Consider the following 24,795-nt stretch of genomic DNA (forward strand, 5'->3'; position numbering starts at 1 on the left):
GGATACAAGGCTTTGGGCCTGCAGAGCGATATTCGATCGCGGCCGGCCCAGCGCATGGCTAAAGGGCTATTCCACCGCCTTGACCATGTCCTCCACCACCTTCTTGGCGTCTCCGAAGACCATCATGGTCTTGTCCATATAGAAGAGCTCGTTGTCCAGACCGGCATAACCGGCCGCCATCGAGCGCTTGTTGACGATGATGGTCTTGGCCTTGTAGGCCTCGAGGATGGGCATGCCGTAGATGGGGCTGCCCTTGGTCAGCGCGGCCGGGTTCACCACATCGTTGGCACCCAGCACGATGGCGACATCGACCTGGCCGAACTCGCCGTTGATGTCTTCCATCTCGAAGACCTGGTCGTAAGGCACTTCGGCCTCGGCCAGCAGCACGTTCATATGGCCGGGCATGCGGCCGGCCACCGGGTGGATGGCGTACTTGACCGTGATGCCTTTGTGCGTGAGCTTCTCGGCCAGCTCCTTGACCGCATGCTGGGCGCGCGCCACCGCCAGGCCGTAGCCGGGCACGATCACCACCGTCTCGGCATTGCCAAGGATGAAGGCGGCGTCATCGGCGCTGCCGCTCTTGACCGTGCGCTGTACGGCGGCACCGGCCGATGCGCTGGAGGTGTCACCACCAAACCCGCCCAGGATCACATTGAAGAAGCTGCGGTTCATGGCCTTGCACATGATGTAGCTCAGGATGGCCCCCGAGCTGCCCACCAGCGAGCCCGCGATGATCAGCATGCTGTTGTTCAGGCTGAAGCCGATGCCGGCGGCCGCCCAACCCGAGTAGCTGTTCAGCATGGACACCACCACCGGCATGTCGGCACCGCCGATCGGGATGATGAGCAGCACGCCCAGCGCAAAGCCCAGGGCCAGGATCAGGCCGAAGTCCAGCCAGCTCTGCGAATGCCAGAAGCCGAAGCAGAAGAACAGCGCCGCCAGGCCCAGGGCCAGGTTGAGCTTGTGCTGACCCGGGAAGGACACCGGCGCGCCCTGGAAGAGGCGGAACTTGTACTTGCCCGAGAGCTTGCCGAAGGCGATCACCGAACCGCTGAAGGTGATGGCGCCGATGAAGGCGCCCAGCGCCAGCTCGATGCGGTTGCCGCCCGGGATCGGCTCGCCCTTGGCCGTGATGGCAAAAGCCCAGGGCTCCAGCACCGCAGTGGCGGCGATGAAGACCGCGGCCAGGCCGATCATGCTGTGCATGAAGGCGACCAACTCGGGCATCTTGGTCATCTCGACCTTCTGCGCCATGTAGGCGCCGATGCCGCCGCCGACCACCAGGCCGGCCAGCACATAGGCCAGGCCCAGGCTCTGGCCACCGGCCAGCTTGAGGATCAGGGCCACCGTGGTCAGGGCAGCGATGGCCATGCCGACCATGCCGAAGAGATTGCCGCGAATCGAGGTGGTCGGGTGCGAAAGCCCCTTGAGCGCCTGAATGAAGCAGACGCTGGCGACCAGATACAGGAAGGTGACGAGATTCAGGCTCATGACCGGACCTCCGCGGCCTTGGTGTTCTTGTCGGCGGGCTTGGGCGCCTTCTTCTTGAACATCTCCAGCATCCGGCGCGTGACCAGGAAGCCGCCGAAGACATTGACCGCCGCCAGGGCCACGGCCAGGGTGCCCATGAGCTTGCCGGCGTCGGTCTCGGTCAGGGCCGCGGCCAGCATGGCGCCGACGATGACGATGGCCGAGATGGCGTTAGTCACCGCCATCAGCGGCGTGTGCAAGGCAGGCGTGACCGTCCAGACCACGTGGTAGCCCACGTAGATGGCCAGCACGAAGATGATCAGATTGGTGAGGGTGGGGCTGACGAGTTCCATGGCAATCTCGGGTTAGGGCCTATTCACACTACGGATACTTGTGCGAGAGGGGCAGAAAGGGCCCCAAGCTAGGCGGACGACGAAGCCCAGGCTAGCCGCCTGGGCGAGGAGTTCAACGACGAATGGGGCCCTTTCTGCCCCTCTCCCGAAGGGTTGCCGCACAAATCACCGTGCACGTTGTTGCAAAGCCTCGCCGGGGGGTGACCCCGGCTTCGTTTTGCGCCTAGCGCACGGTGATTTGTGAGGCAACGCATCAGGTATCCGTAGTGTGAATAGGCCCTAGCTGCGCTTGACCTCGCCACCCTGGCTGACCAGGCAGGCGGCGACGATGTCGTCATCGAGGGGCACGCTGAGCGTGCCGTCCTTGGCGAGGACGAGCTTGAGGAAGTCCAGCACATTGCGGGCATACAGGGCCGAGGCATCGGCCGCCACCAGGGCCGGCAGATTGGTTTCGCCAACCAGGGTGACGCCATGTTTGACCACCGTGCGGCCGGCTTCGGTCAGCGGGCAGTTGCCGCCCACGCCATCGGCGCCACGGCCAGCGGCCAGGTCGACGATGACCGAGCCCGGCTTCATGCTGCGCACCATGTCCTCGCTGATCAACTGCGGCGCGGCGCGGCCCGGGATCAGGGCGGTGCTGATCACCACATCGGCCTGGGCCACGCGCTTGGCCACCTCGGCGCGCTGGCGGTCCAGCCAGCTCGGCGGCATGGGCCGGGCATAACCGCCCACGCCCTCGGCCGCTTCACGCTCTTCCTGGGTTTCGTAGGGCACGTCGATGAACTTGGCGCCGAGCGACTCGACCTGTTCCTTGACGGCAGGCCGCACATCTGAGGCCTCGATCACCGCGCCCAGTCGCTTGGCCGTGGCAATCGCCTGCAGGCCGGCCACGCCGACGCCGAGGATAACCACGCGCGCCGCCTTGACCGTGCCGGCCGCCGTCATCAGCATGGGGAAGAAGCGCTGGTAGCGCTCGGCCGCCATCATCACCGCCTTGTAGCCGGCGATATTGGCCTGGCTGGAGAGCACGTCCATGCTCTGGGCACGTGAGGTGCGCGGTGCGGCTTCCAGCGCAAAGCTGGTCAGGCCGGCCGCGGCCAGGGCCTGCAGGCCGGCGCGGTCGAAGGGGTCCAGCATTCCGACCAGGGTGGCGCCCGATTTCATCAAGGCCAATTCCTCGGCCTCGGGCCGGCGCACCTTGAGCACCAGATCGGCGCCCAGAGCGGCGGCATGCTCGACGATGTCGGCGCCGGCGGCCAGGTAAGCCTCATCGGTGATGCTGGCGGCCAGGCCGGCCTCGCGCTCGACCTGCACGCTGTGGCCTTGCGCCTTCAGCTTCTTGACCGTCTCCGGGGTGGCAGCCACCCGCGTCTCTCCGGCCGCGCGCTCGCGCGGAACACCTATCTGCATGAGTCCCTCCTCGGGTCAAACAAACCATATGACTGTTCAGCTTGCGTCGAGCTTACACAATCGAGGTGACACTCCACCCCCGTAGACACCCCTGGAAGCGCGGAGCAAACGACAGATGACAAATCACGAACGCTGGAAGCCTTCGGTCACGGTCGCAGCCGTGGTTGAGCGCGATGGCCGCTACCTGCTGGTCGAGGAAGAGACGCCCGAGGGCCTGATGCTGAACAACCCGGCCGGCCATCTCGACCCAGGCGAGACGCCGCTTCAGGCGGTGGTGCGCGAGGCCCTGGAGGAAACGGCGCGAGCCTTCACACCCGAGTCCTTCCTGGGCTGCTATCTGGCCCGCTTCCAGCGGCCGGCGCGGCAGGAGGATGTCACCTATCTGCGCCTGGCCTTCAGTGGCAGCGTCGGGGAAGAGATCGCGGGCCACGCCCTCGACCAGGGCATCGTGCGCACGCTCTGGCTCAGCCTGGACGAGCTGCGCGCCACCGCCGCGCGCCACCGCAGCCCCCTGGTGCTGCGCTGCTGCGAGGACCATGCCGCGGGCCGGCGCCTGCCGCTGGAAGCGGTGTACAACGATGCCTCACTGTTTGCACCCTTGCAGAAACTCTGAGCTGGACCCTTCCGCCATGCACTTCAAGCCCCACGGCGACACCCGCATCAGCCGCGACGACCGCTTGCTTGTTTTTGCGCCGCAAGCCACGGCCAATGTCGAGGAGATCAACCGGGTGATGCGCGAACTGGCCGGGCATGTGGCCCCACTCCAGGGCCGATCCTGGACCGCCCTGGTGCAACTGGCTCGCGACGACGCCTTGATGACGCCGGAGGCCGAGCTGGCCTTGCAGGCCGCTGCGCCGGGCCTGCTGCAAAGCGGCCTGTGCGCTCTGGCCCTGAGTGGGCCAGACCCGAGCTCGCTGTGGATCGTGGAGGCGCAATTTCGCCGTGTGTTCGCCTCCACCGGCTTGCCGCTGTCCTTGCACAAACAGGACGCTGAGGCGCGCGCCTGGCTGCACCAGCAACTGAACCTCGCCTGAGAGACCTTCGGCTCCGAGCAAGGCGGTGTACCAGCTCAGGCCGGCGGCTGCAGCCGCAAGCCCGCGTACATGGCATCCAGCATGGCGAACTTGCGCTTGACCTCGGTACGCTTGCGCGAAGGCACCTCTTCCAGAGCCGGCTGAGGCACCTCGTCGCAGCGCAGCTCGAAACTGCCGCACTCGCTGGGTCGCGCACCGATCTCGCCCCACAAGGCGTCGTAGTTGGAGCTGATCTTGCGGCGGCGCCAGGGGTTGAGCGCCACACGATCGCGGTTGCTGATCAGGATCAGGCGCTCGCAGCCGAGCGAGGCGCCGATCTGCCGCACCGCCTGCACCAGCACCACGCCGGGGCGGCAGCCGTAGAAGTCCTTGGTGGCGCGGCGCACCAGCTCACGCGAGCCCTCGCAGCGCCCGCCCTGCAGGCGGCCGATGGCCACGCAAGGCTTGCCCTGGCGGTGCATGAAGACAAAGGAGGCGCTGAACACCATCTCGCCGTCCAGCATCAGACGCAGGCAGAGATCCCCTTCGCGATGGCCTTCGTGAACGGCCGAGAGCTCGACCTGGAAGGTCGCGCCCGACTTGCCACTCAGCTCACAGAGCACCAGGTTCTCGCGTGCCGCCCGGGCCAGAACCGGCTCCAGGCCCTGCTCGAGCATGAAACCGTAGTGATCCATCAGCAGCTCCACCCGGCGTGCGCAACCGAGGCGACGCGAAAAATACGGGCGGTAGATCTTGCTCAGCAGCTTGGGGTGCTCGCGCACTGCCCCCATCAGCACCGGGTGGGCGCTGACAAAGTTCAGCCAGCGTTGGGTCGGGGTCGGATGCAGCAGAGCGCCCAGATAGATCTTGAAGCGATCTTTGGCGCTGATGCGTTCGCAATGAGGGGTGATTCGAAAAGGATGCAGCTTCATGGCCGGCGCTCGCGGGGCGCAGAACGCCGCCGATTCAAGGAAAAACAGGGAGACCACAGATCGGCGCGGATTGTAAAGTTCTGTTAATGACGATTTGCCCCGCATTTGCGGGTGTCAAGCACCGCCCCAAGCCGGTGCGAAAGCCGGCACCGGGGCGGGGTGCGCGGACCTTGCGGGACAATCGCGGCCATGAACTCCAAGCAACGCATCGTCGTCGGCCTGTCCGGCGGCGTCGATTCCGCCGTCACCGCCTACCTGCTGAAAAAAGCCGGCCACGAAGTCGTGGGCATCTTCATGAAGAACTGGGAGGACGATGACGACAGCGAGTACTGTTCCTCCAACATCGACTTCGTCGACGCGGCCGCGGTGGCCGATGTGATCGGCATCGAGATCGAGCATGTCAACTTCGCCGCCGACTACAAGGATCGCGTCTTCGCCGCCTTCCTGCGCGAGTACCAGGCCGGCCGCACGCCCAACCCCGATGTGCTGTGCAATGCCGAGATCAAGTTCAAGGCCTTTCTCGACCACGCCATGCGCCTGGGCGCCGAGAAAATCGCCACCGGCCATTACGCTCGCGTGCGCCAACGCGACGGCCGGACGGAATTGCTCAAGGGCGTGGACAACAGCAAGGACCAGAGCTACTTCCTGCACCGCCTGAACCAGGCCCAGCTGGCCAAGACCCTGTTCCCGGTCGGCGAGCTGCACAAGACCGAGGTGCGCCGCATCGCCGAGGAAATCGGCCTGCCGAACGCCAAGAAGAAGGATTCGACCGGCATCTGCTTCATCGGCGAACGGCCCTTCCGTGAGTTCCTGAACCGCTATCTGGCGCACCAGCCCGGCCCGATCAAGGACGAGCGCGGCCGCAAGCTGGGCGAGCATGTCGGCCTGTCCTTCTACACCCTGGGCCAGCGCCAGGGCCTGGGCATCGGCGGCGTGAAGGAAAAAGGGACGCCGCGCGGCGGCGGCGAACACGAGCCCTGGTTCGTGGCGCGCAAGGACATGGAGAAGAACACCTTGATCGTCGTTCAAGGCCACCAGCACCCGCTGCTGCTAAGCCAGGCCCTGGTCGCCGACGACCTGTCCTGGACCGATACCCAGCCCGCTTTTGGCGGCTTCGGCGCCAAGACCCGCTATCGGCAGGCTGATGCCGCCTGCGCCTTCCACCCCGATACGCCGGCCGCAGGCCACTGCCGCGTGGACTTTGCCCAGCCGCAATGGGCCGTCACCCCGGGCCAGAGCCTGGTGCTCTACGACGGCGAGGTCTGCCTGGGCGGCGGCGTGATTGCCGAGGCCATCGCCGCGCCGGCCGCAGGCTGAGCCGCCCCTCCCGCCCCCTGCTTCGGTGCCCGGGGGCGGCTGCATGACCAAACACACATGCCAGAAGCGACCCCGCTGTGGCACCCTGCCGACTCGCTGAACAAAGTGCCCCCTTGCAGAATCCGCTGAACACCTCTCCGCTGCGCTTGCTGGACCAGCAACTGGACCGCATCCTGGCCCGCGTGGCGCAACCCAATGTGGTGCTGCGGGTGGCCGCCCTGTCGATCTGCCTGCTGGAGCTGGCTGCGGCCATCGCCGGCCTGCTGGGCTACCGCACCGACGCCTACGACGGCGCCGTGCCGGCCCTCTACCTGCGTTGGGGCGGCAGCAGCAACGACCCCATCCTCCTGATCGGCTGCTTCAGCCTGGTGCTGCTGTTCGCCTGGGGTTATTGGCGATTGGCCCGTGAAGGCCGCGCCGACCAGCCGCCCCCGAACACCCTGCTGCGCCTGGTGCTGATCGATCTGCTGGCCATCGCCGTGACGCCGGGCCTGCCCTTTTTGGTCACGGCCCTGGCCGCTGTCTTGCTGCGCGCGCGCACCGCCTTCCTCTTCGCTCTGGCCCAGATCGGCATCAACCTGGCCATGAACTGGCTGCTGCCCCTGGCCGAGGTGGTGACGCCGGGCAGCAGCGGCGTGCCCAACTGGCTGGACAATATGGGCTTGCTGATGGCCATGGTGGCCCTGCATGGCATGGCCTTCGGGCTGGGCCGCATGGCCGCCGCCGAATCCGAGAAACGCCGCTGGCTGCAAGCCATGCTGGCCGAGCGCCTGAGTGCCGAGCAGTTGCAGGCCGAGCAGCTGCGCTACAACGAGCGCACCCTGATGGCACGCGAGCTGCACGATGTGGTCGGCCACCACCTGACCGCGCTGAACCTGCAGCTGCAGCTGAGCAGCGCCCTGCTGCAGCGCGCCGATGGCGAAGGCGCAGCCCTGGCCGTGGACAAGGCGAGGCAGAGTGCGGCCAATCTGCTGGCCGATGTGCGCCAGGCCGTCAGCCAGCAGCGCAGCTCGCAGCGCATCGACCTCAGCACCGCCTTGCAGGCTCTGGTCGACGGCATTGCCAGTACCCATATCGAACTGACCATCGCCCCCACCGCTCGCGACCTGAGCCCGCGCGTGGCCCATGCCCTGCTGCGCTGCGTGCAGGAGGCGGTGACCAACAGTGTTCGTCACGCCCGCGCCTCGCGGGTGAGCATCGAAGTGGCCATTGAGTCCCACGAAACGAGTCTTGGCACGGACGTCTTGCCACAAGGTGAAGTCCGCGTCAGCATTGACGACAACGGCCTGGGTGCCACCCACCTCAAGCCGGGCAACGGTCTGCAAGGCATGGCCGAGCGCATGAGCGAGCTGGGCGGGCGCATGGAGGTGCAGCGCAGCCAGCCCGGTTTCCGAATTGAATTGCGGTGTCCAAGGACAGCATGAACAACCCCATCCCCCCTCTTCCTCAACTCAAGCCCAGCAGCGCCGCCCAAGCCGCGGCCAAGGGCAGCATTCGCCTCTTGCTGGTGGAAGACCAGCAACTGGTGCGCGATGGCCTCAAAGGCCTGCTGGCCCTGCATGAGGACATCCAGATCGTCGGTGAAGCCAACGACGGCGCCGATGCCTTGGAACAGATCGCCCGCCTGGGCGGCGAGCCGCCGGACCTGATCCTCTCCGACATGCGCATGCCGCGCCTGGACGGCCTGGGCCTGATCCGCGCCCTGGCCGCGCGGGCGCTCAGCATCCCCGTGGTGTTGCTCACCACTTTTGACGACGCGGCCGTGTTCGACGAGGCCGTGCGCGCCGGCGCCCGCGGTTTTCTGCTCAAGGCCATCAGCACCGACACCCTGGTGCAGGCCCTGCGCGATGTGGCCGAAGGCGGCACCGCCCTGCGCCCCTCGCTGACCACCCGCATGGAGCGCCCGGCCAGCACGGCCGAACGCGCCTTCCTGGCCACCGAACAGCCCGACCCGCTCTCGCCCAAGGAGCTGCAGGTGCTGCGCCTGGTCGCCAGCGGCCGCAGCAACACCGAGATCGCCGCCCTGCTGGGCAATAGCGAGGGCGTGATCAAGAACCACTGCTCGGCCATCTTCTCCAAGATGGGCGTGCGCGACCGCACGCAGGCGGTGTTGCGGGCGATCGACCTGGGTTGGATCTGAAGCGCCGGGCCTGCCGCTAAGGCTCGACAGGCCGGCCGAGATGGAGGACCCAGTAGCGGTCATACCGCCCCGGGCCGACCACACAGGCCAGGCCGGCGTCAATGAACTCGGCCTGCATCAGGTTCTCGCAGTGGCTGGCGCTCAGGGTCCAGGTGGCCAGCACCTCGTCCAAGCTTTCCTGGCCGGCGGCCAGGTTTTCACCGGCGCGGCGCATCACATAACCGCTTTGATGAAAGCGCTGGCGCAGGCTGCTGCCCTTGAGCCCGCGATGGCTGATCTGGTCGCCGTGCGAGAGCTCGCTGGCAAAGGCCAGGGCCGAAGCCTCCAGCCGGGCATCCCAACGCAGGGCCGGCGCAGCCGGCAGGCGGTGGGCGCCGCAAGACTGAGGCAGGGCACGGAAGGCATTGAGCCGCGCCAGCTCGGCGCGAAGCTCGGCCTCGCTGGGGCAGGATTTCGCCGCCCCCGCTTCGGCCGCCTGGGCCAAGGCCAAGCCCAGGCCTGCCATTGGCAAGACCAAGCTCCATCGCCCCAGCAAGCGCCAGGCGCTGCGTGCGCGGGAAAAGAAAAAATGCGGGCGTTTCATGGGCGAGCGCATCCTACCCAATCCCAGGGCCGCCTCGAAGGACTAAGCTGGAAGCTCCTCAGCTCGGAGCCCGCGATGAAACACCCTCGGTCGTTCGCCCCCCTCACCCCCAGCTGGCCGCGCGCCCGGCCGCTGGCCCTGCTGATCGCCCTGCCCCTGGCGCTGCTGGCCGGCGCCTGCAGCAGCGCGCCCGCCAGCAACACGCCTGAAAGCCAGCGCCTGCTGAAATCGCTGGAGGCCGAGATCGGCGAGGCGCGCTGCAGCAGCGATGCCCAATGCCACAGCCTGGCCGTGGGCGCCAAGGCCTGCGGCGGGCCCGAGGGCTACCTCGCCTGGTCCAGCCAGCACAGCGGCGACGGCAAGAAGCTCCAGGCCCTGGCCGATCAACAGGCCGCGGCGCGCCGGGCCGAACAAAGTCAGAGCGGCATGATGTCCAACTGCGCCCTCGAAGCTGACCCGGGCGCGCGCTGCCAGGCCGGGCGCTGCACCCTGCGCCCGCGCGCGGCGGCCGGAGCAAGCGCCCGGTAAACGCACCCGGCCGGCCCGCAGGCAGTCAGCGCAAAGGCAGGCCGTTGCGATCCACCGGGGGCTCGCTGGCCGCCGGATCCGGACTGGACGCTGCCGCCCCTTGTGGGCGCCCCACAAAGAGCCAATCGCTGGCCTTGTCCAGAGGCATGCCGTCGGGCCGACTCTCCTTCAACAAGGCGCGCTCCGAACGGCTGTGCACCGCATGGAAGCGCTCGGGCTGGCTGGGCTCGGGCACCAGCACCCAATCGGGCTTGCCGGTGAAGGGGTCCGCATAGGCGCGACGCAGATGATGGAGAGGTTTGACGCCGCGCCGGTCGACCAGCAGATCCTCGATCGTGCGCGGGTACTGCGGCGAGTTGCCGCCCGTGACCTTGAGGTAGCTCTGGATGGCGCGCGCAATCTCCTCGCCGCGGAACTGAAGCTCGCGCTCGCGTTCGCGCTGTGCCGCCGTGCTCCAGGCCTGACCCAAAGCGGCCAGGGCCGCCGCTGTCAGAGCAACAAAGAACAGCAGCCCCAGGTAGGTGAAGCCGCACGAAGCGCGCAGGCGAGCGAGGCGACGCATCAGCAAGATCCTTCCCAGCCAGCCACCCGGTTCACCAATCCGCAAACAGCCGGCCATCGCTGGCTCGGCCGGCGGCACCGCTGCGCACATCGTAGAGTTGGCCATTGGCCTGCATATCGCCGGGCGGCGGCAGGGTGACCCAGGCATCGCGGCTGCCGGTCAGCGGGTCTTCGGGGATCTCGCGGATGTAGCGGGCCGTGGCCAGCTCTTCCAGCGAATCGGGATAACGCCCTTTGTCGGCGGCAAACTGGTCGATGGCATCGCGCATCACATGGAGCGAGCTGCGCAGCGCCGTCTCGCGCGACTTCTGCAAGCTGTTGAAGTAACGCGGTGCTGCGATGGAAGCCAGCAGGGCGACGATGGCCATGACCACGATCAGCTCGATCAGGGTGAAGCCACGGGGGCGGCCTCGGGCGGAGGTGTGACGGGGGGCGTTCATCTCGGCGGCTCCTCACCAATCACGCAAGCGCGTGCCGTCGAGTGCGCGACGGTCGGAGCGGGAATAGACATCGAACACATCCTTGCCCGAGCGCGGTTCGTCGGGCGGGCTGTCGGCGGCGCGCAAGCCCCAGGTGTCGGCGGCAGGCAGGGCTGGGTCGGCAAAGGGATCACGCGGCAGACGGCGCAAAAAGTAGAGCTTGCGGCTGTCCGGGGTTTTGACATCCACCACGCCCTTGACCAAGGACTCCAGGTCAGGCGGATAGCCGCTGTCCTCAGGGCTGCTGCGGATCTGCCCGCCTTCGACTGCCTTCTTGTAGGCATCGAGCGCGCCGCGCAGCTGGCGCAGGCCGGAACGCAACTCATGCTCGCGTGCGCGCTGCACCGACATCTCCAGCAGAGGCCGCGCCGCCGTGGCCAGCACGGCCAGCATGGCCAGCACCACCAGCATCTCGATCAGCGTGAAGCCGCGAGCGTTTGGGCATGTGCGCAAAGTGTTCACCGCAGGGACTCGAGTCAACGAGGCTCGCACGCTCAGCGCGCGGCCTCCACCGTCACCAGGCCCGAGCCTTCCAGGCGCACCGAGCTGCTCTCGCCATTCGGGCCGGTGGCTTGCACGCTGCCCAGTTCGATGGAGACGACCTTGCCGGTCGAGGCGGGCAGCGCGCGCATCACCAGCACCTTGTCGCCGCGCGCGGGCAGCTCCACCGGCACCCGACCCGGCGTCATGCCACCCTGCATGGACTGCAGCAGATTGGCGTCGTACTCGATCTCGCCACGGATGCTGAAGCCCGACTCATTGCGCAGCGTCACCGAGATGGTGCCGCCGGGCGTGACCTGGGGCGTGACCTCCAGTCGCACCGTGGCTTCGGCCGAAGGAGCTGCCGCCGGCGCCGCTGCCGCGGCCTGGACATCGCGCGGTGCGGCCAAGGCGGGCGCGGCACCGCCACCACCGCTGGGGCCGACCCCGACCTTGGCGCTGGAGCGCAACAGGCCGCTGAAGGCACCCGGCGAGGCATCGGTGCCGCCGGGCGTGCGGGTCAGGCTGGCCTCGGGCAGGGCCAGATTGCGCACGATGCGCGGCGTGATCAGGAGCACGACCTCGGTCTTGGCACGTGTGTCATTGCGCGAGCCGAACAGGCTGCCCAGCACCGGGATGCCCGAAAGACCCGGAATGCCGCTGGCCGTGCGCCGGTCTTCGTCATTGATCAGACCGGCCAGCACCTGGGTCTCGCCATCGTTCAGGCGCAAGGTGGTGGAGGTGGTGCGCTGGCCGATCTCGTAGGCCGTGGTGCCACCCGGGCCGGTGACCTGACGGATCAAGTTGCTGACCTCCAGGCCGACCTTGATGACCACATCGTTGTCGAGCTGGATGGTGGGCTCGACATCCAGCTTCAGGCCGATGTCCAGATAGGACACCGAGGCCGCCACCGAGGTCTGTCCGGTGAAGTTGGTGGTGGTGGTGAAGACCGGCAGCTTCTGGCCGATGTGGACCTTGGCCTTCTCGCGGTTGCGCACACGGATCTTCGGATTGGCCAGCAGGTTCACATTGCCGCTGCTGCCGCGCAGATTGGCCACCACGCCGGGGTTGGCGACGAAGCCGCGGAACTCGTTGTGCTGGCCGATCGGCACCTGGCCGGTGGCCAGGCCGCCGGTCGCGCCCGGCAGGCCGAAGCTGAGCTGCTCGGGCCATTTGAGGCCCAGCTCATCGACACGGTCGGTGGCCAGTTCCATCACCTCGACATCGAGCATGACCTCGGGCTCGGGCAGATCGACCGAGGCAATCAGTCGCTCCACCAGGCGCAACACCTCGGGCGTGTCACGCACCACCATCAGGTTCAGGCGCTCGTCGACATGGATATCACGCACCTTGGCGATGGTGCGCACCATGGCCTGCACCTGCTTGACATCGGCGTTCGCGAGGTAGAGCGTGCGGGTGATCAGCTCCTGGTGCTCACGCTGCTTGGCGCTGGTGTTGGGGAAGATCAGCACCGAACTGTCGTTGAGCAGCTTGCGATCCAGCTGCTGGGTGTTGAGCACCACGCGCATGGCCTCGTCCAGGGTCACATTGCGCAGGAAGATGGTGATGCGGCTGTCCGAGCGCACATCCTTGTCGAACACGAAATTGATATTGGAGCTGCGCGACAGCGCTTCGAAGACCTGGCGCAGGGGCGCATCGCGGAACTCCAGCGTGACGGGCTTCTGAAAGCCCGGCCCCAGTTCCAGGCTGCCCTGCTCCAGCGGCCGCGCCTGCGCGACCTGGCTGAGCAGCAGGCGAGCGCCGGGGTGCTGGGGTGATTCAGACAGGATCTCGCGCGCCATCGCTTCCACCCGCTCCAGCTTGCCCTCGCGCAGCAGGCTGCGCGCGGTCAGCAAGGTGGCTTCCTGCTTCTGGCCGCGTTGCAGCTCGCTTTCGAAAAAGGCCAGACGCGGGTGCTTGGGGTCGATCTCGCGCAGGCTCTGCATGGCCGTCTGCGCCTCGGCCCAGCGGCTGCTGGCACGCAGGCCCTCGATCTGCATCAGCAGCCGGTTGCTCAGCTGGGTACGGACGCGGATCTGGGCCGCACGCAGGGCGTGGTCCCTCGGCTCCTTCTGCGCGGCGGCGTCGAGCACGGCATAAGCCTGGGTCAGCTGGTTGGCGCGGCTGAGCTCATCGGCCTCGCGCAGAGCCGGGTGGGCGCAGCCCGCGAGCAGCAGGGCCACGCCCAAGGCCAGGAGCGCCGGCTGCGGCCACGCGCGGCGCGTGAACGGCAGAGAAGAGGTGGAGACTTGCAGCTTCATGGGGTTGCGGCTCGGAAGTTGACGCTCTGCGTGAGCTTGGCGGGCAGCCAGGTCAGGTTCAGCCCGCGTTCATGGATTTGATCGACGCGCCACTGGCCATCGATCACCTCGCCGGTCTTGACGGCCAGGGTCTTGGCCGGGCTGGACAGCAGGGCCACGGCGCCCTCGGCCTCGACCAGGCGGCCAATCAATTGGTAAGGAAACGGTGGCGCCACCGGCTCGGCCGGGGGCGATGGCGGCGGCGCGGGCGGTGGAGGCGGCGGGGCGGGCGGCGCCCAGGCGGCGAACTGGCTCTCGACCGCCGGGGCCCAGGCCCCGCGTTCGGCCGGGGCCCAGTTGGGGACGGGGAGAGGCGCAGGCAGCGGCGCAGCAGCCATGCCCGGCTTGGCGGCCGAGGCGACCGTACCCAAGGCGACGGGCGCGCGGCGCTGCGACGCCACCGGCTGGGCCAGATCGCCCCCTTCGGGCTCGATCTGTGCGGCCCAGAGGGCGGCCGCGATGCTCAGCGCCAGGCCCGCGGCCAGGACATAGTGGCGCGGGCTCAGCGCCGGTTTGCTGGCTGCGCTGACAACAGGGCTGCGGCTCATCGGGTGGCCCCTCCCGGGCTGGTTTCCATACGGCCGTGCAGCGACCACTGCAGTTCCGCCTCCAGCTCGGCCGCTTGCGAGTTGGCGCGGCGCAGCTTGAGGCTGTCCAGGCTCAGCGCCGGGTCGTGGCGCAGCGCCGCTTCGATGTACTGGCGCAGCTGGGCATAGCCGCCGCTCAAGGGCATGGTGATGCGCAGGCGCTCCAGGCCGCTGGCCGCGTCCACCGTCAGGCGGTGCTCGGTGCGGGTGCTGACCAGGCCCAGGCGCAAACCCATCTCCAGCAGATCGGCCAGGCGCTGCTGCCGCTGGCTGGCGGGCGGCAGGGTCTCGCGCCATTGCTCGGGCGTGCTGGGCAGTTCGGCAGCCGAGGTCGCGCTGGCCGGGGCCAAGGCGCGCTGCAGGCGATGCTCGGCACGCAGGCGGTCACCCCGGGCGGCGTCGGCCGCGGCTTCGCGCTCCCAGCGCTGGCCCTGCCAGGCCAGGCCGGCGGCCAGCACAAGCGCCAGCGCGGCGAACAGGCCGGGCGCGCCGAGAGCGCGCAGCTGTGATTTCAGGGCAGAGTACTTCATCGGCGGGCCTCCCCAGCCTTGTGCTTGGCCGGGGCCGTTGCGGAAGCGGCGGCCTCGGGCGATTCGGGCGCTGCCGCCACAGGGCTGCGCAGCAGATCCCCGCGGAACTTGGCCGTCAGCTCGAAACGCTGGCCCGTCAGCCCTTGTTCGGCGTTCTGCAGGCGACTGAGCATGACATCGCGCCAGCCGGCTTCGGCCGCCAAGCGGTCCACCAGTTGCAGGGGCAGCAGCTTGTCGCTGGCCAGGCCTTCCAGGCGCAGCTCCTGGCGCGAGCCGTTCACATCCATGGACAGCCAGGCCAGGGGCGCCGGCTTGAGCGCCGCGCCGGCCTGCTCCACCTGCACCAGCACGGCCTCCCAGGGCTGGCGCAGCAAGGCCTGCACCTCCTGCGCCGGGCGGCTGGCATCGGGCACGGTCTTGCCGGCATCACGGCTGCGGGCGGGCACGGCCACCGCAGCCAAAGGGGTCGTTTGGGCTTTGGCACGCGGCGCCGCCGCTTGCGTGGCCTTCAGCCGGGCCAGCTGGGTTTGCTGCTGAAGGCGATCGGTGTAAGCCTGCCAGGCGCTCCAACCGGCCGTGGCCAGCACCAGGGCGGCCGTGGCGGCCAGCGGCCAGGCCAGGGGCGAGCGCTCGCGCGGCGCGCCGAGGAAATCGGGGCGGGGCAGGCGGCGCGAAGGCGCGGCGGCACCGGGCTCCAACTGCGCGAGATCGGGCGCCGCGGCATCGAGGCGGCCCTGCAGACGCAGGGCCGGGCCCAGGTTCAGCGCCGTGCCGGTGCCCTGCAGACCGTAGCCCATCACGTGCACCTGGGCGGCGGGCAGGCCGGGCTGGGCTTGCAACAACTCTTGCAGCAGCTCAGCCAGTGCCTCAGGGGTGGCCTCACGCAAGCGCAGCTGGCGCAGGCCGGCCAAACGGCCCGAGGACAAAGTCAGCCAAGTCAAGACCTGACCCTCCAGCCAGGCCAGGGCGGCCTGCTCGGCCGAGCGCCATTCCGGTTCATCTTGAGCCAGACGCTGCAAGGCCAGCGCCCAGGCCGGCTGCACCTGGGTCAGGCGCACGCCGTGCTCGGCCGCGAATTCGCGCCAGCCTTGGGCAGCCGAGCCATGCAGGGCGATGGCGCCGCATTGCTCGCCCAGGCCGGCTTGCGGCTCGGCCTCCAGGCGCCAGCTGGCCAACGACCAGGTCTTGGCCGCGGCGCCGAAATACTGACCGAACTGCTGGCGCGCATAGGCCAGCAAGGCGGCTTCGTCGTCCAGCGGCAGGCCCGGCTGGCAGACCAGCTCATGCAGCAAGCGGCTGGACAGGCTCAGACGCACGGCGCTGCCGGCATGGGCGCGGCACCAGTCGGCCCAGGCCTCGGGCCGGCTCAGCGCGGCGCCCTGCACACCGTCGATGCCCAGAAACAGGGTCTGGGGCCGGGCCAGGCGGGCGCGCAAGCGCCGCTGCAGGCGGCCCAGCCAAGAGGGCGAAGGGCTGCTATTCATCCAGAGTCACTCGTTCCAGCTCTTCAAAGGTGGTGTCGCCACGGCACACGGCCTGCAGGGCCAGGGCGCGCAGCGGCTTCATGCCGCGAGCACGGGCGGCCTCCTTGATCTGCGACATGGGCGAACGCGCGGCGATCAGGTCGCGCAGGCCGTCGTCCAGCTTGAGCAGCTCGGCCACGGCGCGGCGGCCACGGTAGCCGGTGCCCCGGCAATGGCCGCAGCCCTCGCCTCTCATGAAACTGTGCTCGCCCGCGCGCAAGCCATAACGCGCCAAGGTGGCGGCATCGGGCTCGAAGGGGCGCGCGCAATGCTTGCAGGTCAGGCGCACCAGGCGCTGGGCCAGCACGGCATTCAAGGCCGAGACCACGTTGTAGAGGTCCAAGCCCATGTGCATGAAGCGGCCGATCACGTCGAAGGCGTTGTTGGCGTGCACGGTCGAAAAGACCAGATGGCCGGTCAAGGCCGCCTGCACCGCGATCTGCGCCGTTTCGGCGTCACGGATTTCGCCGACCATCACCCGGTCGGGGTCATGGCGCAGGATGGAGCGCAGGCCGCGCGAAAAGGTCAGGCCTTTTTTCTCGTTGACCGGGATCTGCACCACGCCGGGCAGCTGGTACTCGACCGGGTCTTCGATGGTGATGATCTTGTCGTCGCCGGTGTGGATCTCGGCCAGGGTGGCGTAGAGCGTGGTGGTCTTGCCGCTGCCGGTGGGACCGGTGACCAGCAACATGCCGTGGGGCTGGCGCGCCTGGTGGCGGATGGCGGCGCGCTCCTCGGCGTCGAAGCCGAGCGCATCGAGCGTCAGGCTGCCACCGGTCTGCTCGATGCGGGCGCGGTCCAGCACCCGCACCACGGCGTCTTCCCCGAAGACGCTGGGCATGATGGACAGGCGGAAGTCGACCTCGCGGCCCTGCACGCGCAGCTTGAAGCGGCCGTCCTGCGGCAGGCGGCGCTCGCCAATGTCCAGCTCGGACATGACCTTGAGCCGCGACACCAGCTGCTCGGCCGTGGCCGCACCGTCCACACTGCGCACCATGGACATGACGCCGTCGACGCGGAAGCGGATCACCGCGCCGCGCGCCGTGCATTCGATGTGCACATCGCTGGCGCCGTCCTGCAGCGCGTCATACAGCGTGGCATTGAGCAGGCGCACCACCGGGCTGGCCTGCTCGGACATGACCAGGGCGCTGAGCTCCTCGGTGGCGCCGCCGGCCTCGGCATCGATGACCGACTCCTCGACATCGCTGAGCGCCCGGAAATCGGCCTCACCGGCGCCCAGCCAATGGCTGATGGCGGCCGGCTCGCATTGCAGCCAGCGCACGGGCGCCTGCAGGCGGGCCTCGACGCTTTGCAGCAGCAGCTCATCGGCCGCCCGCTCGCCCAGCAGCATCTTGCGGCCACCGGCGCCCACGGCCAGCACCGCACGCCAGCGCTGCGCCTGGGCCTGCGGCCAATGCTCGAAATCGAGCGACCAGGGGCCGTGCTCGGCAGGCAGCACCGAGGCCAGGGAGAAAGAAGAGGCCTCAACGGTCATTGAACTTGTTCCACCAGTTGGAAGATGGGCATGTACATCAGGACGATGATGCCGCCGATGAGCACGCCCATCACCAGCATCAGGGCGGGGTTGATGGCCCGGGTCAGCAGCTCGGTCAGGCGCACGGCTTCTTCGTCGTGAAAAGCGGCGGCACGTTCCAGCATGGCGGCCACCTCGCCGCTGCGCTCACCCACGCGCACCATGCGGCGCGCGACAGGCGTGGCCAGATCCTGCGATTCGAGGGCCTCGGACAGGCGCTCGCCACGCTCGATCTGCTGGGCCGCGGCGGCCACGGCAGGCCGCCAGGGCAAGGCAACCACATCCTCCACGATGCGCAAGCTGGCCAGCACCGGCACACCCGAGGCCAGCAGCATGGAAAGGCTGCGGTACAGCCTCGCCAGGGCCAGCACACGCAGGCGCGGGCCCAGGCCCGGCAGTGTCCAGAGCGAGGCCTGCAGCCGCTCGCGCAGGCCCGGGTGGCGCCACAGGCCCACGGCGCCCAGCACCAACGCGCCCAGCCCGCCGAGCACCCACATCGGGTGGGCGCCGGCTGTCTGGCCAAAACGCATCAAGAGCACCGAAGCCCAGGGCAGCTCATTGCCCAGGCCATCGAGGATGCCGGCAAAGCGCGGCAGCACGAAGAGCAGCAGGAACAAGATCACAGCGCTGCCGACGGCCAGCAACATGACCGGGTAGACGCAGGCGGCGATCAGGCGCGAGCGCAGGTTGTCCACCCAGGCCAGGTATTTGGCATGCTGGGCCAGGGCGGTGCTGAGCTGACCGGTGCGCTCGTTGGCGGCGACGATGGCGCAGATCAGCTCGTCAAAAGCCTGCGGCTGCTGACGCAGGGCGAGCGACAGCGGCTGACCCTGCTCGACCTGGCGAACCACCGCATCCAGCGCCTGGCGCACCGAGGCCTGGCTTTCCTTCTCGCGCAAGGTGTTCAGCGCTTCGAGCAGGGCGATGCCGGCATCGAGCAGCACCGCCAGCTCCTGGCTGAACAGTTGCAGAGGGAAGCGCCCGGCCGAACGGCGCGCCGCGCCGGCCGAAGAGGCGCTGGACGCGCCCAGCTCCTGCACCTCCAGCACATGCTGGGGCGGCACGCCCAGGGCGCCGGCCACGGCATGTGCGTCCAGCGCATCGACGCGCACGCTCCTCACCCCCTCGGGGTGAAAGACGCGGACCTGGTAACTGGGCATGAGGCGGGCTCAGGAATGGGCGGGCAGAAGGCAAGGCGTCGGACCGCGGCAGCACCAGCTCGGGGGCTGCCGCGGCGATCTCACCAGCTGGTCAGATCGGCGTCTTCGCCCTCACCGCCCGGGCGGCCGTCGCGGCCGTAGGAGAACAGGTCGTACTCGCCATGCTCGCCGGGCGAACGGTACTGGTAGTCGTTCCGCCAGGGGTCCTGGGGTAGCGCCTTGTTCAGATAGGGGCCGGCCCAACGCGGTTCATCGCTGGGCTTGGTGACCAACACGGCCAGGCCCTGCTCGGTGCTGGGGTAGCGGCCGACATCGAGGCGGTACTGATCGAGCGCCTTTTGCAGGCCATCGATCTGCGCCCGCGTGGCCTTGACCTCGGATTTGCCGATCTGGCCGAAGAACTTGGGGCCGACGTAACCGGCCAGCAGGCCGATGATGACCATCACCACCAGCAGCTCCAGCAGGGTGAAACCGCTGCCGGATCGGCGGGCGGCAGGCGCTTGGCGCTGGGATTGGATGTGGAACGGCATCTTGTCTAAAACCCTCGAAAACCTTGATCTTTTGCGGCCCCGACCCTCGGACAGGTCGGCACATGCTCACTCACAGCCGGGCCGCAGCTGGCCCTGAACTGTGACAGCTGCCGCGGGCTGCAGCCATTGGGACTTGACCCCCCCACGTTCGAGTGAATCCAGCCCGGGCCCCCTGGGCAGCCCTGCACTGTAACGGCTCCATATGAAGGCTTGAGGTCAGCCCGGGCGCTGGGCAGGCCGCCGCGGGCGCTCGCTGATTTCTCGCGCAGAGAGGCATTGTTTTAGCGAAAACATGCGCGAGCCTTTGTTTATGCACAAGCCGCATAGTTGCATGTGCACTCGGCTTTGGGCGCAGCCCGGCGCCGTATCGACTTCGCGTTACCGTTCGCCCCGTCCAAAAAAGTTACGGAGCATTACCAAATGTCCAACCTCTCTTTCGTGGCGCCGACGCGCAACAGCCCCTGGGGCACATACCTCTCGCAGATCGATGCTGTGGAGCCCTATCTGGGCCATCTGGCCCGCTGGGTGGAGACCCTGCGCCGGCCCAAGCGCGCCCTGATCGTGGACGTGCCGATCGAGCTCGACAACGGCACCATCGCCCACTACGAGGGCTACCGCGTCCAGCACAGCCTGACCCGCGGCCCGGGCAAGGGCGGCGTGCGTTATCACCCCGATGTGACGCTGGAAGAAGTGATGGCCCTGTCGGCCTGGATGACGATCAAGAACGCGGCCGTCAACCTGCCCTACGGCGGCGCCAAGGGCGGCATCCGCCTCGACCCGAAGGTCTTGTCCAAGAAGGAACTGGAGCGGGTTACGCGCCGTTACACCAGTGAAATCGGCATCATCATCGGCCCGCAGCAGGACATCCCGGCGCCGGACGTGAACACCAACGGCCAGATCATGGCCTGGATGATGGACACCTACTCGATGAACGTCGGCGCCACCGCCACCGGCGTCGTCACCGGCAAGCCCATCGCCCTGGGCGGTTCGCTGGGTCGCGTGCAGGCCACCGGCCGCGGCGTCTTCGTGATCGGCCGTGAAGCCATGCGCCGCCTGGGCATCAGCATGGAAGGTGCGCGCATCGCCGTGCAGGGCTTCGGCAATGTCGGCTCGATCGCCGCCAAGCTGTTTGCCGCCGCCGGCGCCCAGATCGTGGCTGTGCAAGACCACACCGGCACCATCCTGAACGAGCGCGGTTTTGACATGCAGAACCTGCTCGACCATGTGGCCCAGACGGGCGGCGTGGCCGGCTTCTCAGGCGGTGACCGCATCGCCAACGAGGACTTCTGGAAGGTCAAGAGCGATGTGCTGATCCCGGCCGCCCTGGAAGGCCAGATCAACAAGGAACGCGCCGAAGGCCTGCAGACCCGCCTGGTGCTGGAAGGCGCCAACGGCCCGACCACCCCGGACGGCGACGCCGTGCTGGCCGACCGCGGCATCGTCGTGGTGCCGGACGTGATCGCCAACTCGGGCGGCGTGACCGTGTCCTACTTCGAATGGGTGCAGGACTTCAGCTCCTTCTTCTGGACCGAAGACGAGATCAACGTCCGCCTGGACAAGATCATCACCGGCGCCTTCAAGCACATCTGGGACACCAGCGAGCACCACAAGATTTCGCTGCGCACTGCCGCCTTCGTGGTGGCCTGCACCCGCGTGCTCGAAGCGCGTGAAGAGCGCGGCCTGTATCCCTGAGATGGGACCGAAGGCAGCCCCTGCGGGCTGCCTGACGCCCATCGAAGGACCGGCCGCCTGCCTGCGGCCAGGCTGAGGCTGGAGCGAGGTGGCCCCCTGCGGACTGTCTGCCGCCCATCGAAGGTTCGGCCGCCAGCCAACGGCCGGGCCGGTCCCTCAAATCAACTCCATCCGCCCCGCGTTTGCCTTCGACCAGTAGAGAATTTCGTAACTCTCTCTGAGCCCGGCGGCATAGAACGGATCTGACCTGATGAGCAAGTCGAGCGCCTCCTTGGAGGCCGCTCTTGCAATCCACATCCCCCCGCGGGGTGTTTGATCCGGCTCCGATCTGAGCGACCCACCGACAGGGATCACGTCCTTGTTTTGATCCAGCCACTCGATGTGGGCTTGCAAGGCTGCCTCACGGACATGTCCATGATCCTTCTTGTCTGTGAACAGGGCGACGAACAATGGCATGTTTTCCTCATTTCCAATCTGGGGCTGTCATTCGCTGCTTTCGCAGCCGGCCATTCAAACACGCGGCAGCGCGGCCCCGGTGACTCAGAGCGGGGTAACAGCCGGGTATGACGCCGCTACACTGCCCGGCTATGAGTACAGTCCCGCCCTTTGACCCCGATCTGGCCCTGCAAAGAGGCCGGCAGGCCCTGCAGATCGAAGCCGCCGGCATCCAGGCCATGGTGCCGCGCCTGGGTGAATCGTTTGTGCGGGCGGTGCAGGTGGTGCTGGCCTGCCAGGGCCGTGTCGCGGTGATGGGCATGGGCAAGAGTGGCCATGTCGGCCGCAAGATTGCCGCCACCCTGGCCTCGACCGGCACGCCGGCCCTGTTTGTGCACCCGGCCGAGGCCAGCCATGGCGACCTCGGCATGGTCACCGCCAAGGACGTGGTGCTGGCCCTGTCCAACTCGGGTGAGAGCGACGAGCTCAACGCCGTGCTGCCCGTGCTCAAGCGCCTGGGCGTGACCATCATCGCCATGACCGGCCGCGCTGAATCCAGCCTGGCGCGCCATGCCAGCCTGGTGCTCGACAGCTTTGTGGCCGAAGAGGCCTGCCCCTTGAACCTGGCCCCCACGGCCAGCACCACCGCCCAAATCGCCCTGGGCGACGCCCTGGCCGTGGCCCTGCTCGATGCGCGCGGTTTCAAGCCGGAAGACTTCGCCCGCTCCCACCCGGGCGGCGCGCTCGGCCGCAAGCTGCTGACCCATGTGCGCGACCTGATGCGCAGCGGCGCAGATCTGCCGCGCGTGGCGCCGGACACGCCCTTCACCGACATGATGCGCGAGATGTCGGCCAAGGCCCTGGGCGTGGCCATCGTGGTCGACGCGAGCGACCGGGTGCAAGGCATCTTCACCGACGGCGATCTGCGCCGCCTGGTGGAAAAGGGTCAGGACTTGCGCAGCCTCACGGCCGCCACCGTAGCCTCCAAGAACCCCCGCACCGTCAGCGCTGAAGCCTTGGCCGTGGACGCCGCCGATCTGATGGAAGAAGCACGCATCACCGTGGTGCTGGTGGTGGCGACCGACGGCACGCTCCAAGGCGCCATCACCATCAACGACCTGATGCGGGCCAAGGTGATCTGATGGGCACCACCCCGCTGCAAGCCGCGCTGCGCTTTCCGCCCGAACTGCTGCTCAAGGCTCAGGGGCGCGCCCTCGGGCTGAAGGCTGCCATCTTCGATGTCGACGGCGTGCTGACCGACGGCCGCATCTACATCGGTGAACAGGGCGAGAGCTTCAAGGCCTTCTCCACCCTGGACGGCCATGGCCTCAAGCTGCTCGCCCAGGGCAGCATCACGCCCATCATCATCACCGGCCGCGATTCGCCGGCCGTGCGCCGCCGTGTCGCGGATCTGGGCCTGCAACACGCCGTCTACGGCGCCAAGGACAAGTACGCCGTGGCCCAGCCTCTGCTCGACCAGTTGGGCCTGCAATGGGACGAGGTGGCCGCGATGGGCGACGACTGGCCCGACCTGCCCCTTCTGACCCGCGCCGGCTTTGCCTGTGCCCCGGCGCAAGCGCACGCTGAGGTCAAGGCCGCGGCTCACTACATCACCACGGCCGCTGGCGGCCATGGTGCCGCGCGCGAATGCTGCGACCTGATGCTGCAAGCCAATGGCCGCTACCAGCAACTGCTGAACGGCCATCTCGACACCCTGGACGGAGGCCATCCCTGATGGCCACGCTGGCGCCGCCTCCGAGCGGCCGCGCCCGCCCGAGCCAGAGCTGGCTGTGGCGGCTGCAGCTGCTGGTCTCCAACTACCTGCCCCTGCTGCTGATGGCCATGCTGGCCAGCGGCACCTGGTGGCTGGTCAAGCACACGCCCGTGCCCGAAGAAGCCACCCAGGCCCCGCCGCCGCGCCACGAGCCCGACTACCAGATGCGCAACTTCGAGCTGCAGCGCATGGGAGGCGATGGCCGCCTGCGCGCCCGCATCGAAGGCGCGGCCCTGCGCCATTACCCGGACACCGACACGCTCGAGATCGACCAGATCCACCTGCGCAGCTACTCGGCCGATGGCAGCTGGGTCCTGGCCCGCGCCCGCCGCGCCGTGGCCAATGCCGATGCCAGCGAGATCCAGCTGTACGGTGATGTGGAAGTGAAACGTTATGAGGCCGCCAAAGATGGTGCAGCGCCGTCCGAGGCCAAGCTGGACATCCGCGGCGAGTTCCTGCAAGCCTTTGTCAATCGCGAGCAGCTGCGCAGCCACCTGCCGGTGCAGCTGCGCCACGGCGGCACCACGGTGCAGGCCGTAAGCTTTGAATACGACCACCTCAACGCCCGCCTGAGCTTCCAGGGCCGCACCACGGCCAGCCTGGCGGCGCCCGGTGCCCAGAAGAAAGCCAAGGCCACGCCATGAGCCGTCTCGTCTACATCACCGGCGCCTCCAGCGGCATCGGCCAGGCCCTGGCCCTGCAGTACGCGCGGGCCGGCTGGCGCCTGGCCCTGGTGGCGCGGCGCACGGCCGAGCTGCAGAGCTGGGCCGAGGCCCAGGGCCTGAAGCCCGCGCAGTACGCCATCTACGGCGCCGATGTCTGCGACATCGCGTCCATCACCGCGGCCGGCCGCGCCTGCATCGCCGCCCAGGGCCTGCCCGATGTGGTGATCGCCAATGCCGGCATCAGCGTCGGCATCGACAGCGCCATCTTTGAAGACCTGGCGGTGATGCAGCGCGTCTACGCCACCAACAACCTCGGCTTGGCCGCCACCTTCCAGCCCTTCATCGCAGCCATGCGCACGCGCGGCAGCGGCCGCCTGGTTGGCGTGGCCAGCGTGGCCGGCATCCGCGGCCTGCCCGGCCACGCGGCGTATTGCTCCAGCAAGGCCGCCGTCATCAGCTACTGCGAGAGCCTGCGCGGCGAGTGCCGCCCCTTCGGCGTCCAGGTGGTGACCATCGCCCCGGGCTATATCGACACGCCGCTGACGCGCGAGAACCGCTACAGCATGCCCTTCCTGATGCAGCCCGAGGATTTCGCGGCGCGCGCCTACGCCACCATCGAAGCGGGTGCCAGCTTCCGCGTCATCCCCTGGCAAATGGGCTGGGTGGCGCGCCTGCTGCGCCTGCTGCCTAACGCCCTGTTCGATCGGCTGCTGGCCGGTCGCCCGCGCAAGCATCGCCAGGGCGAGTGAAAGTCAAGCCCACTGAGGTGGGAAACAGTTGCAGCCCCGGGACAGGCTGG

The 24,795-nt window shown here is 68.3% G+C and carries 27 protein-coding genes; 11 read left to right on the forward strand and 16 right to left on the reverse strand.

Annotation, left to right across the window (positions count from 1 at the left end; all coding sequences use genetic code 11):
* Positions 1-66 precede the first annotated feature (66 nt).
* The 3 genes from C1O66_RS14555 to C1O66_RS14565 form a co-directional block, all read right to left on the reverse strand.
* Positions 67-1,491 (reverse strand): NAD(P)(+) transhydrogenase (Re/Si-specific) subunit beta, encoded by a 1,425-nt coding sequence (locus C1O66_RS14555; RefSeq protein WP_102768543.1) that lies wholly within the window; start codon positions 1,489-1,491, stop codon positions 67-69.
* A complete protein-coding gene (locus C1O66_RS14560; protein WP_102768544.1) occupies positions 1,488-1,823 on the reverse strand; it encodes an NAD(P) transhydrogenase subunit alpha part 2 in 336 nt (111 codons plus the stop codon). The genes C1O66_RS14555 and C1O66_RS14560 overlap by 4 nt, the downstream gene beginning before the upstream one ends.
* A 279-nt stretch (positions 1,824-2,102) precedes the next feature.
* Positions 2,103-3,233, reverse strand: a complete 1,131-nt coding sequence (locus C1O66_RS14565; RefSeq protein WP_102768545.1) for a Re/Si-specific NAD(P)(+) transhydrogenase subunit alpha — start codon at positions 3,231-3,233, stop codon at positions 2,103-2,105.
* 115 nt (positions 3,234-3,348) lie between these two features.
* Here C1O66_RS14565 and C1O66_RS14570 point away from each other — a divergent pair, with 115 nt between their 5' ends.
* Positions 3,349-3,846, forward strand: coding sequence for an NUDIX hydrolase (locus C1O66_RS14570; RefSeq protein ID WP_102768546.1), 498 nt, complete (start codon positions 3,349-3,351; stop codon positions 3,844-3,846).
* Positions 3,847-3,862: 16 nt separating this feature from the next.
* Positions 3,863-4,267, forward strand: coding sequence for a hypothetical protein (locus tag C1O66_RS14575; protein ID WP_102768547.1), 405 nt, complete (start codon positions 3,863-3,865; stop codon positions 4,265-4,267).
* Between the two features lie 35 nt (positions 4,268-4,302).
* Here C1O66_RS14575 and C1O66_RS14580 read toward each other — a convergent pair whose 3' ends face one another.
* Positions 4,303-5,178, reverse strand: coding sequence for a DUF535 family protein (locus C1O66_RS14580; protein WP_165794620.1), 876 nt, complete (start codon positions 5,176-5,178; stop codon positions 4,303-4,305).
* Between the two features lie 189 nt (positions 5,179-5,367).
* Between C1O66_RS14580 and mnmA the strand changes: the two genes are divergently transcribed.
* From mnmA to C1O66_RS14595, 3 genes are all read left to right on the forward strand, one after another.
* Positions 5,368-6,495, forward strand: coding sequence for a tRNA 2-thiouridine(34) synthase MnmA (mnmA, locus tag C1O66_RS14585; protein ID WP_102768549.1), 1,128 nt, complete (start codon positions 5,368-5,370; stop codon positions 6,493-6,495).
* Positions 6,496-6,608: 113 nt separating this feature from the next.
* Entirely contained in the window at positions 6,609-7,919 is a 1,311-nt protein-coding gene (locus tag C1O66_RS14590; RefSeq protein WP_102768550.1) for a sensor histidine kinase, read from the forward strand.
* Positions 7,916-8,635: a response regulator gene (locus C1O66_RS14595; RefSeq protein WP_102768551.1), complete on the forward strand. Its 720-nt coding sequence runs from the start codon at positions 7,916-7,918 to the stop codon at positions 8,633-8,635. Before C1O66_RS14590 ends, C1O66_RS14595 begins: the two co-directional genes overlap by 4 nt.
* Positions 8,636-8,651: 16 nt before the next feature.
* On the opposite strand, the gene C1O66_RS14600 is transcribed toward C1O66_RS14595, so the two are convergent.
* A complete protein-coding gene (locus C1O66_RS14600) occupies positions 8,652-9,218 on the reverse strand; it encodes a CAP domain-containing protein (RefSeq protein ID WP_165794621.1) in 567 nt (188 codons plus the stop codon).
* A gap of 75 nt (positions 9,219-9,293) precedes the next feature.
* Between C1O66_RS14600 and C1O66_RS14605 the strand changes: the two genes are divergently transcribed.
* Complete coding sequence (locus tag C1O66_RS14605) at positions 9,294-9,746, forward strand: hypothetical protein (protein ID WP_223696687.1); 453 nt, start codon at positions 9,294-9,296, stop codon at positions 9,744-9,746.
* Positions 9,747-9,771: 25 nt separating this feature from the next.
* Here C1O66_RS14605 and C1O66_RS14610 read toward each other — a convergent pair whose 3' ends face one another.
* The 10 genes from C1O66_RS14610 to gspG form a co-directional block, all read right to left on the reverse strand.
* Positions 9,772-10,308, reverse strand: coding sequence for a type II secretion system protein (locus tag C1O66_RS14610; protein WP_207795956.1), 537 nt, complete (start codon positions 10,306-10,308; stop codon positions 9,772-9,774).
* A gap of 31 nt (positions 10,309-10,339) precedes the next feature.
* The gene (locus C1O66_RS14615; protein WP_102768553.1) at positions 10,340-10,747 is read right to left on the reverse strand and encodes a type II secretion system protein; all 408 of its coding nucleotides are present in this window, start codon (positions 10,745-10,747) and stop codon (positions 10,340-10,342) included.
* A gap of 12 nt (positions 10,748-10,759) precedes the next feature.
* The gene (locus C1O66_RS14620) at positions 10,760-11,248 is read right to left on the reverse strand and encodes a type II secretion system protein (RefSeq protein WP_271007970.1); all 489 of its coding nucleotides are present in this window, start codon (positions 11,246-11,248) and stop codon (positions 10,760-10,762) included.
* Between the two features lie 32 nt (positions 11,249-11,280).
* Complete coding sequence (locus tag C1O66_RS14625) at positions 11,281-13,527, reverse strand: secretin N-terminal domain-containing protein (protein ID WP_102768555.1); 2,247 nt, start codon at positions 13,525-13,527, stop codon at positions 11,281-11,283.
* Positions 13,524-14,114, reverse strand: coding sequence for a hypothetical protein (locus C1O66_RS14630; protein WP_102768556.1), 591 nt, complete (start codon positions 14,112-14,114; stop codon positions 13,524-13,526). Before C1O66_RS14630 ends, C1O66_RS14625 begins: the two co-directional genes overlap by 4 nt.
* The gene (locus C1O66_RS14635; protein WP_102768557.1) at positions 14,111-14,683 is read right to left on the reverse strand and encodes a hypothetical protein; all 573 of its coding nucleotides are present in this window, start codon (positions 14,681-14,683) and stop codon (positions 14,111-14,113) included. The genes C1O66_RS14630 and C1O66_RS14635 overlap by 4 nt, the downstream gene beginning before the upstream one ends.
* Positions 14,680-16,167, reverse strand: a complete 1,488-nt coding sequence (locus C1O66_RS14640; RefSeq protein WP_102768558.1) for a hypothetical protein — start codon at positions 16,165-16,167, stop codon at positions 14,680-14,682. The genes C1O66_RS14635 and C1O66_RS14640 overlap by 4 nt, the downstream gene beginning before the upstream one ends.
* A complete protein-coding gene (locus tag C1O66_RS14645) occupies positions 16,160-17,701 on the reverse strand; it encodes a GspE/PulE family protein (protein ID WP_102768559.1) in 1,542 nt (513 codons plus the stop codon). Before C1O66_RS14645 ends, C1O66_RS14640 begins: the two co-directional genes overlap by 8 nt.
* A complete protein-coding gene (locus tag C1O66_RS14650; protein WP_102768560.1) occupies positions 17,698-18,900 on the reverse strand; it encodes a type II secretion system F family protein in 1,203 nt (400 codons plus the stop codon). Before C1O66_RS14650 ends, C1O66_RS14645 begins: the two co-directional genes overlap by 4 nt.
* 80 nt (positions 18,901-18,980) lie before the next feature.
* Positions 18,981-19,430 carry a type II secretion system major pseudopilin GspG gene (gene gspG / locus C1O66_RS14655; protein ID WP_102768561.1) on the reverse strand — a complete coding sequence of 150 codons (450 nt, stop codon included), beginning with the start codon at positions 19,428-19,430 and terminating at the stop codon, positions 18,981-18,983.
* Positions 19,431-19,850: 420 nt separating this feature from the next.
* Between gspG and C1O66_RS14660 the strand changes: the two genes are divergently transcribed.
* Positions 19,851-21,122, forward strand: coding sequence for a Glu/Leu/Phe/Val family dehydrogenase (locus C1O66_RS14660; RefSeq protein ID WP_102768562.1), 1,272 nt, complete (start codon positions 19,851-19,853; stop codon positions 21,120-21,122).
* Positions 21,123-21,278: 156 nt separating this feature from the next.
* Here C1O66_RS14660 and C1O66_RS14665 read toward each other — a convergent pair whose 3' ends face one another.
* Complete coding sequence (locus tag C1O66_RS14665; RefSeq protein ID WP_102768563.1) at positions 21,279-21,578, reverse strand: YciI family protein; 300 nt, start codon at positions 21,576-21,578, stop codon at positions 21,279-21,281.
* A 131-nt stretch (positions 21,579-21,709) separates the two neighbouring features.
* On the opposite strand from C1O66_RS14665, the gene C1O66_RS14670 reads away from it, so the two are divergent.
* The 4 genes from C1O66_RS14670 to C1O66_RS14685 are packed head-to-tail and all read left to right on the forward strand — an operon-like array spanning position 21,710 to position 24,745.
* A complete protein-coding gene (locus C1O66_RS14670; RefSeq protein ID WP_243392805.1) occupies positions 21,710-22,699 on the forward strand; it encodes a KpsF/GutQ family sugar-phosphate isomerase in 990 nt (329 codons plus the stop codon).
* Positions 22,699-23,292 (forward strand): KdsC family phosphatase, encoded by a 594-nt coding sequence (locus C1O66_RS14675; RefSeq protein ID WP_102768565.1) that lies wholly within the window; start codon positions 22,699-22,701, stop codon positions 23,290-23,292. The genes C1O66_RS14670 and C1O66_RS14675 overlap by 1 nt, the downstream gene beginning before the upstream one ends.
* Complete coding sequence (lptC, locus tag C1O66_RS14680; RefSeq protein WP_165794622.1) at positions 23,292-23,975, forward strand: LPS export ABC transporter periplasmic protein LptC; 684 nt, start codon at positions 23,292-23,294, stop codon at positions 23,973-23,975. The genes C1O66_RS14675 and lptC overlap by 1 nt, the downstream gene beginning before the upstream one ends.
* On the forward strand, positions 23,972-24,745 hold the full coding sequence (locus C1O66_RS14685) for an SDR family oxidoreductase (RefSeq protein ID WP_102768566.1): 774 nt from the start codon (positions 23,972-23,974) through the stop codon (positions 24,743-24,745). Before lptC ends, C1O66_RS14685 begins: the two co-directional genes overlap by 4 nt.
* Positions 24,746-24,795 lie beyond the last annotated feature (50 nt).

The organism is Paucibacter aquatile, assembly GCF_002885975.1.
GTDB lineage: Bacteria > Pseudomonadota > Gammaproteobacteria > Burkholderiales > Burkholderiaceae_C > Paucibacter_A > Paucibacter_A aquatilis.

Coding starts and splice junctions, on each gene's coding strand:
- C1O66_RS14605 (WP_223696687.1), top strand. CDS start 9,294: ATGAAACACCCTCGGTCGTTCGCCCCCCTCACCCCCAGCTGGCCGCGC.
- C1O66_RS14615 (WP_102768553.1), bottom strand. CDS start 10,747: ATGAACGCCCCCCGTCACACCTCCGCCCGAGGCCGCCCCCGTGGCTTC.
- gspG (WP_102768561.1), bottom strand. CDS start 19,430: ATGCCGTTCCACATCCAATCCCAGCGCCAAGCGCCTGCCGCCCGCCGA.
- C1O66_RS14645 (WP_102768559.1), bottom strand. CDS start 17,701: ATGACCGTTGAGGCCTCTTCTTTCTCCCTGGCCTCGGTGCTGCCTGCC.
- C1O66_RS14650 (WP_102768560.1), bottom strand. CDS start 18,900: ATGCCCAGTTACCAGGTCCGCGTCTTTCACCCCGAGGGGGTGAGGAGC.
- C1O66_RS14665 (WP_102768563.1), bottom strand. CDS start 21,578: ATGCCATTGTTCGTCGCCCTGTTCACAGACAAGAAGGATCATGGACAT.
- C1O66_RS14560 (WP_102768544.1), bottom strand. CDS start 1,823: ATGGAACTCGTCAGCCCCACCCTCACCAATCTGATCATCTTCGTGCTG.
- mnmA (WP_102768549.1), top strand. CDS start 5,368: ATGAACTCCAAGCAACGCATCGTCGTCGGCCTGTCCGGCGGCGTCGAT.
- C1O66_RS14635 (WP_102768557.1), bottom strand. CDS start 14,683: ATGAAGTACTCTGCCCTGAAATCACAGCTGCGCGCTCTCGGCGCGCCC.
- C1O66_RS14640 (WP_102768558.1), bottom strand. CDS start 16,167: ATGAATAGCAGCCCTTCGCCCTCTTGGCTGGGCCGCCTGCAGCGGCGC.
- C1O66_RS14575 (WP_102768547.1), top strand. CDS start 3,863: ATGCACTTCAAGCCCCACGGCGACACCCGCATCAGCCGCGACGACCGC.
- C1O66_RS14565 (WP_102768545.1), bottom strand. CDS start 3,233: ATGCAGATAGGTGTTCCGCGCGAGCGCGCGGCCGGAGAGACGCGGGTG.
- C1O66_RS14610 (WP_207795956.1), bottom strand. CDS start 10,308: ATGCGTCGCCTCGCTCGCCTGCGCGCTTCGTGCGGCTTCACCTACCTG.
- C1O66_RS14555 (WP_102768543.1), bottom strand. CDS start 1,491: ATGAGCCTGAATCTCGTCACCTTCCTGTATCTGGTCGCCAGCGTCTGC.
- C1O66_RS14630 (WP_102768556.1), bottom strand. CDS start 14,114: ATGAGCCGCAGCCCTGTTGTCAGCGCAGCCAGCAAACCGGCGCTGAGC.
- C1O66_RS14600 (WP_165794621.1), bottom strand. CDS start 9,218: ATGAAACGCCCGCATTTTTTCTTTTCCCGCGCACGCAGCGCCTGGCGC.
- C1O66_RS14570 (WP_102768546.1), top strand. CDS start 3,349: ATGACAAATCACGAACGCTGGAAGCCTTCGGTCACGGTCGCAGCCGTG.
- C1O66_RS14595 (WP_102768551.1), top strand. CDS start 7,916: ATGAACAACCCCATCCCCCCTCTTCCTCAACTCAAGCCCAGCAGCGCC.
- C1O66_RS14675 (WP_102768565.1), top strand. CDS start 22,699: ATGGGCACCACCCCGCTGCAAGCCGCGCTGCGCTTTCCGCCCGAACTG.
- C1O66_RS14580 (WP_165794620.1), bottom strand. CDS start 5,178: ATGAAGCTGCATCCTTTTCGAATCACCCCTCATTGCGAACGCATCAGC.
- lptC (WP_165794622.1), top strand. CDS start 23,292: ATGGCCACGCTGGCGCCGCCTCCGAGCGGCCGCGCCCGCCCGAGCCAG.
- C1O66_RS14685 (WP_102768566.1), top strand. CDS start 23,972: ATGAGCCGTCTCGTCTACATCACCGGCGCCTCCAGCGGCATCGGCCAG.
- C1O66_RS14670 (WP_243392805.1), top strand. CDS start 21,710: ATGAGTACAGTCCCGCCCTTTGACCCCGATCTGGCCCTGCAAAGAGGC.
- C1O66_RS14660 (WP_102768562.1), top strand. CDS start 19,851: ATGTCCAACCTCTCTTTCGTGGCGCCGACGCGCAACAGCCCCTGGGGC.
- C1O66_RS14625 (WP_102768555.1), bottom strand. CDS start 13,527: ATGAAGCTGCAAGTCTCCACCTCTTCTCTGCCGTTCACGCGCCGCGCG.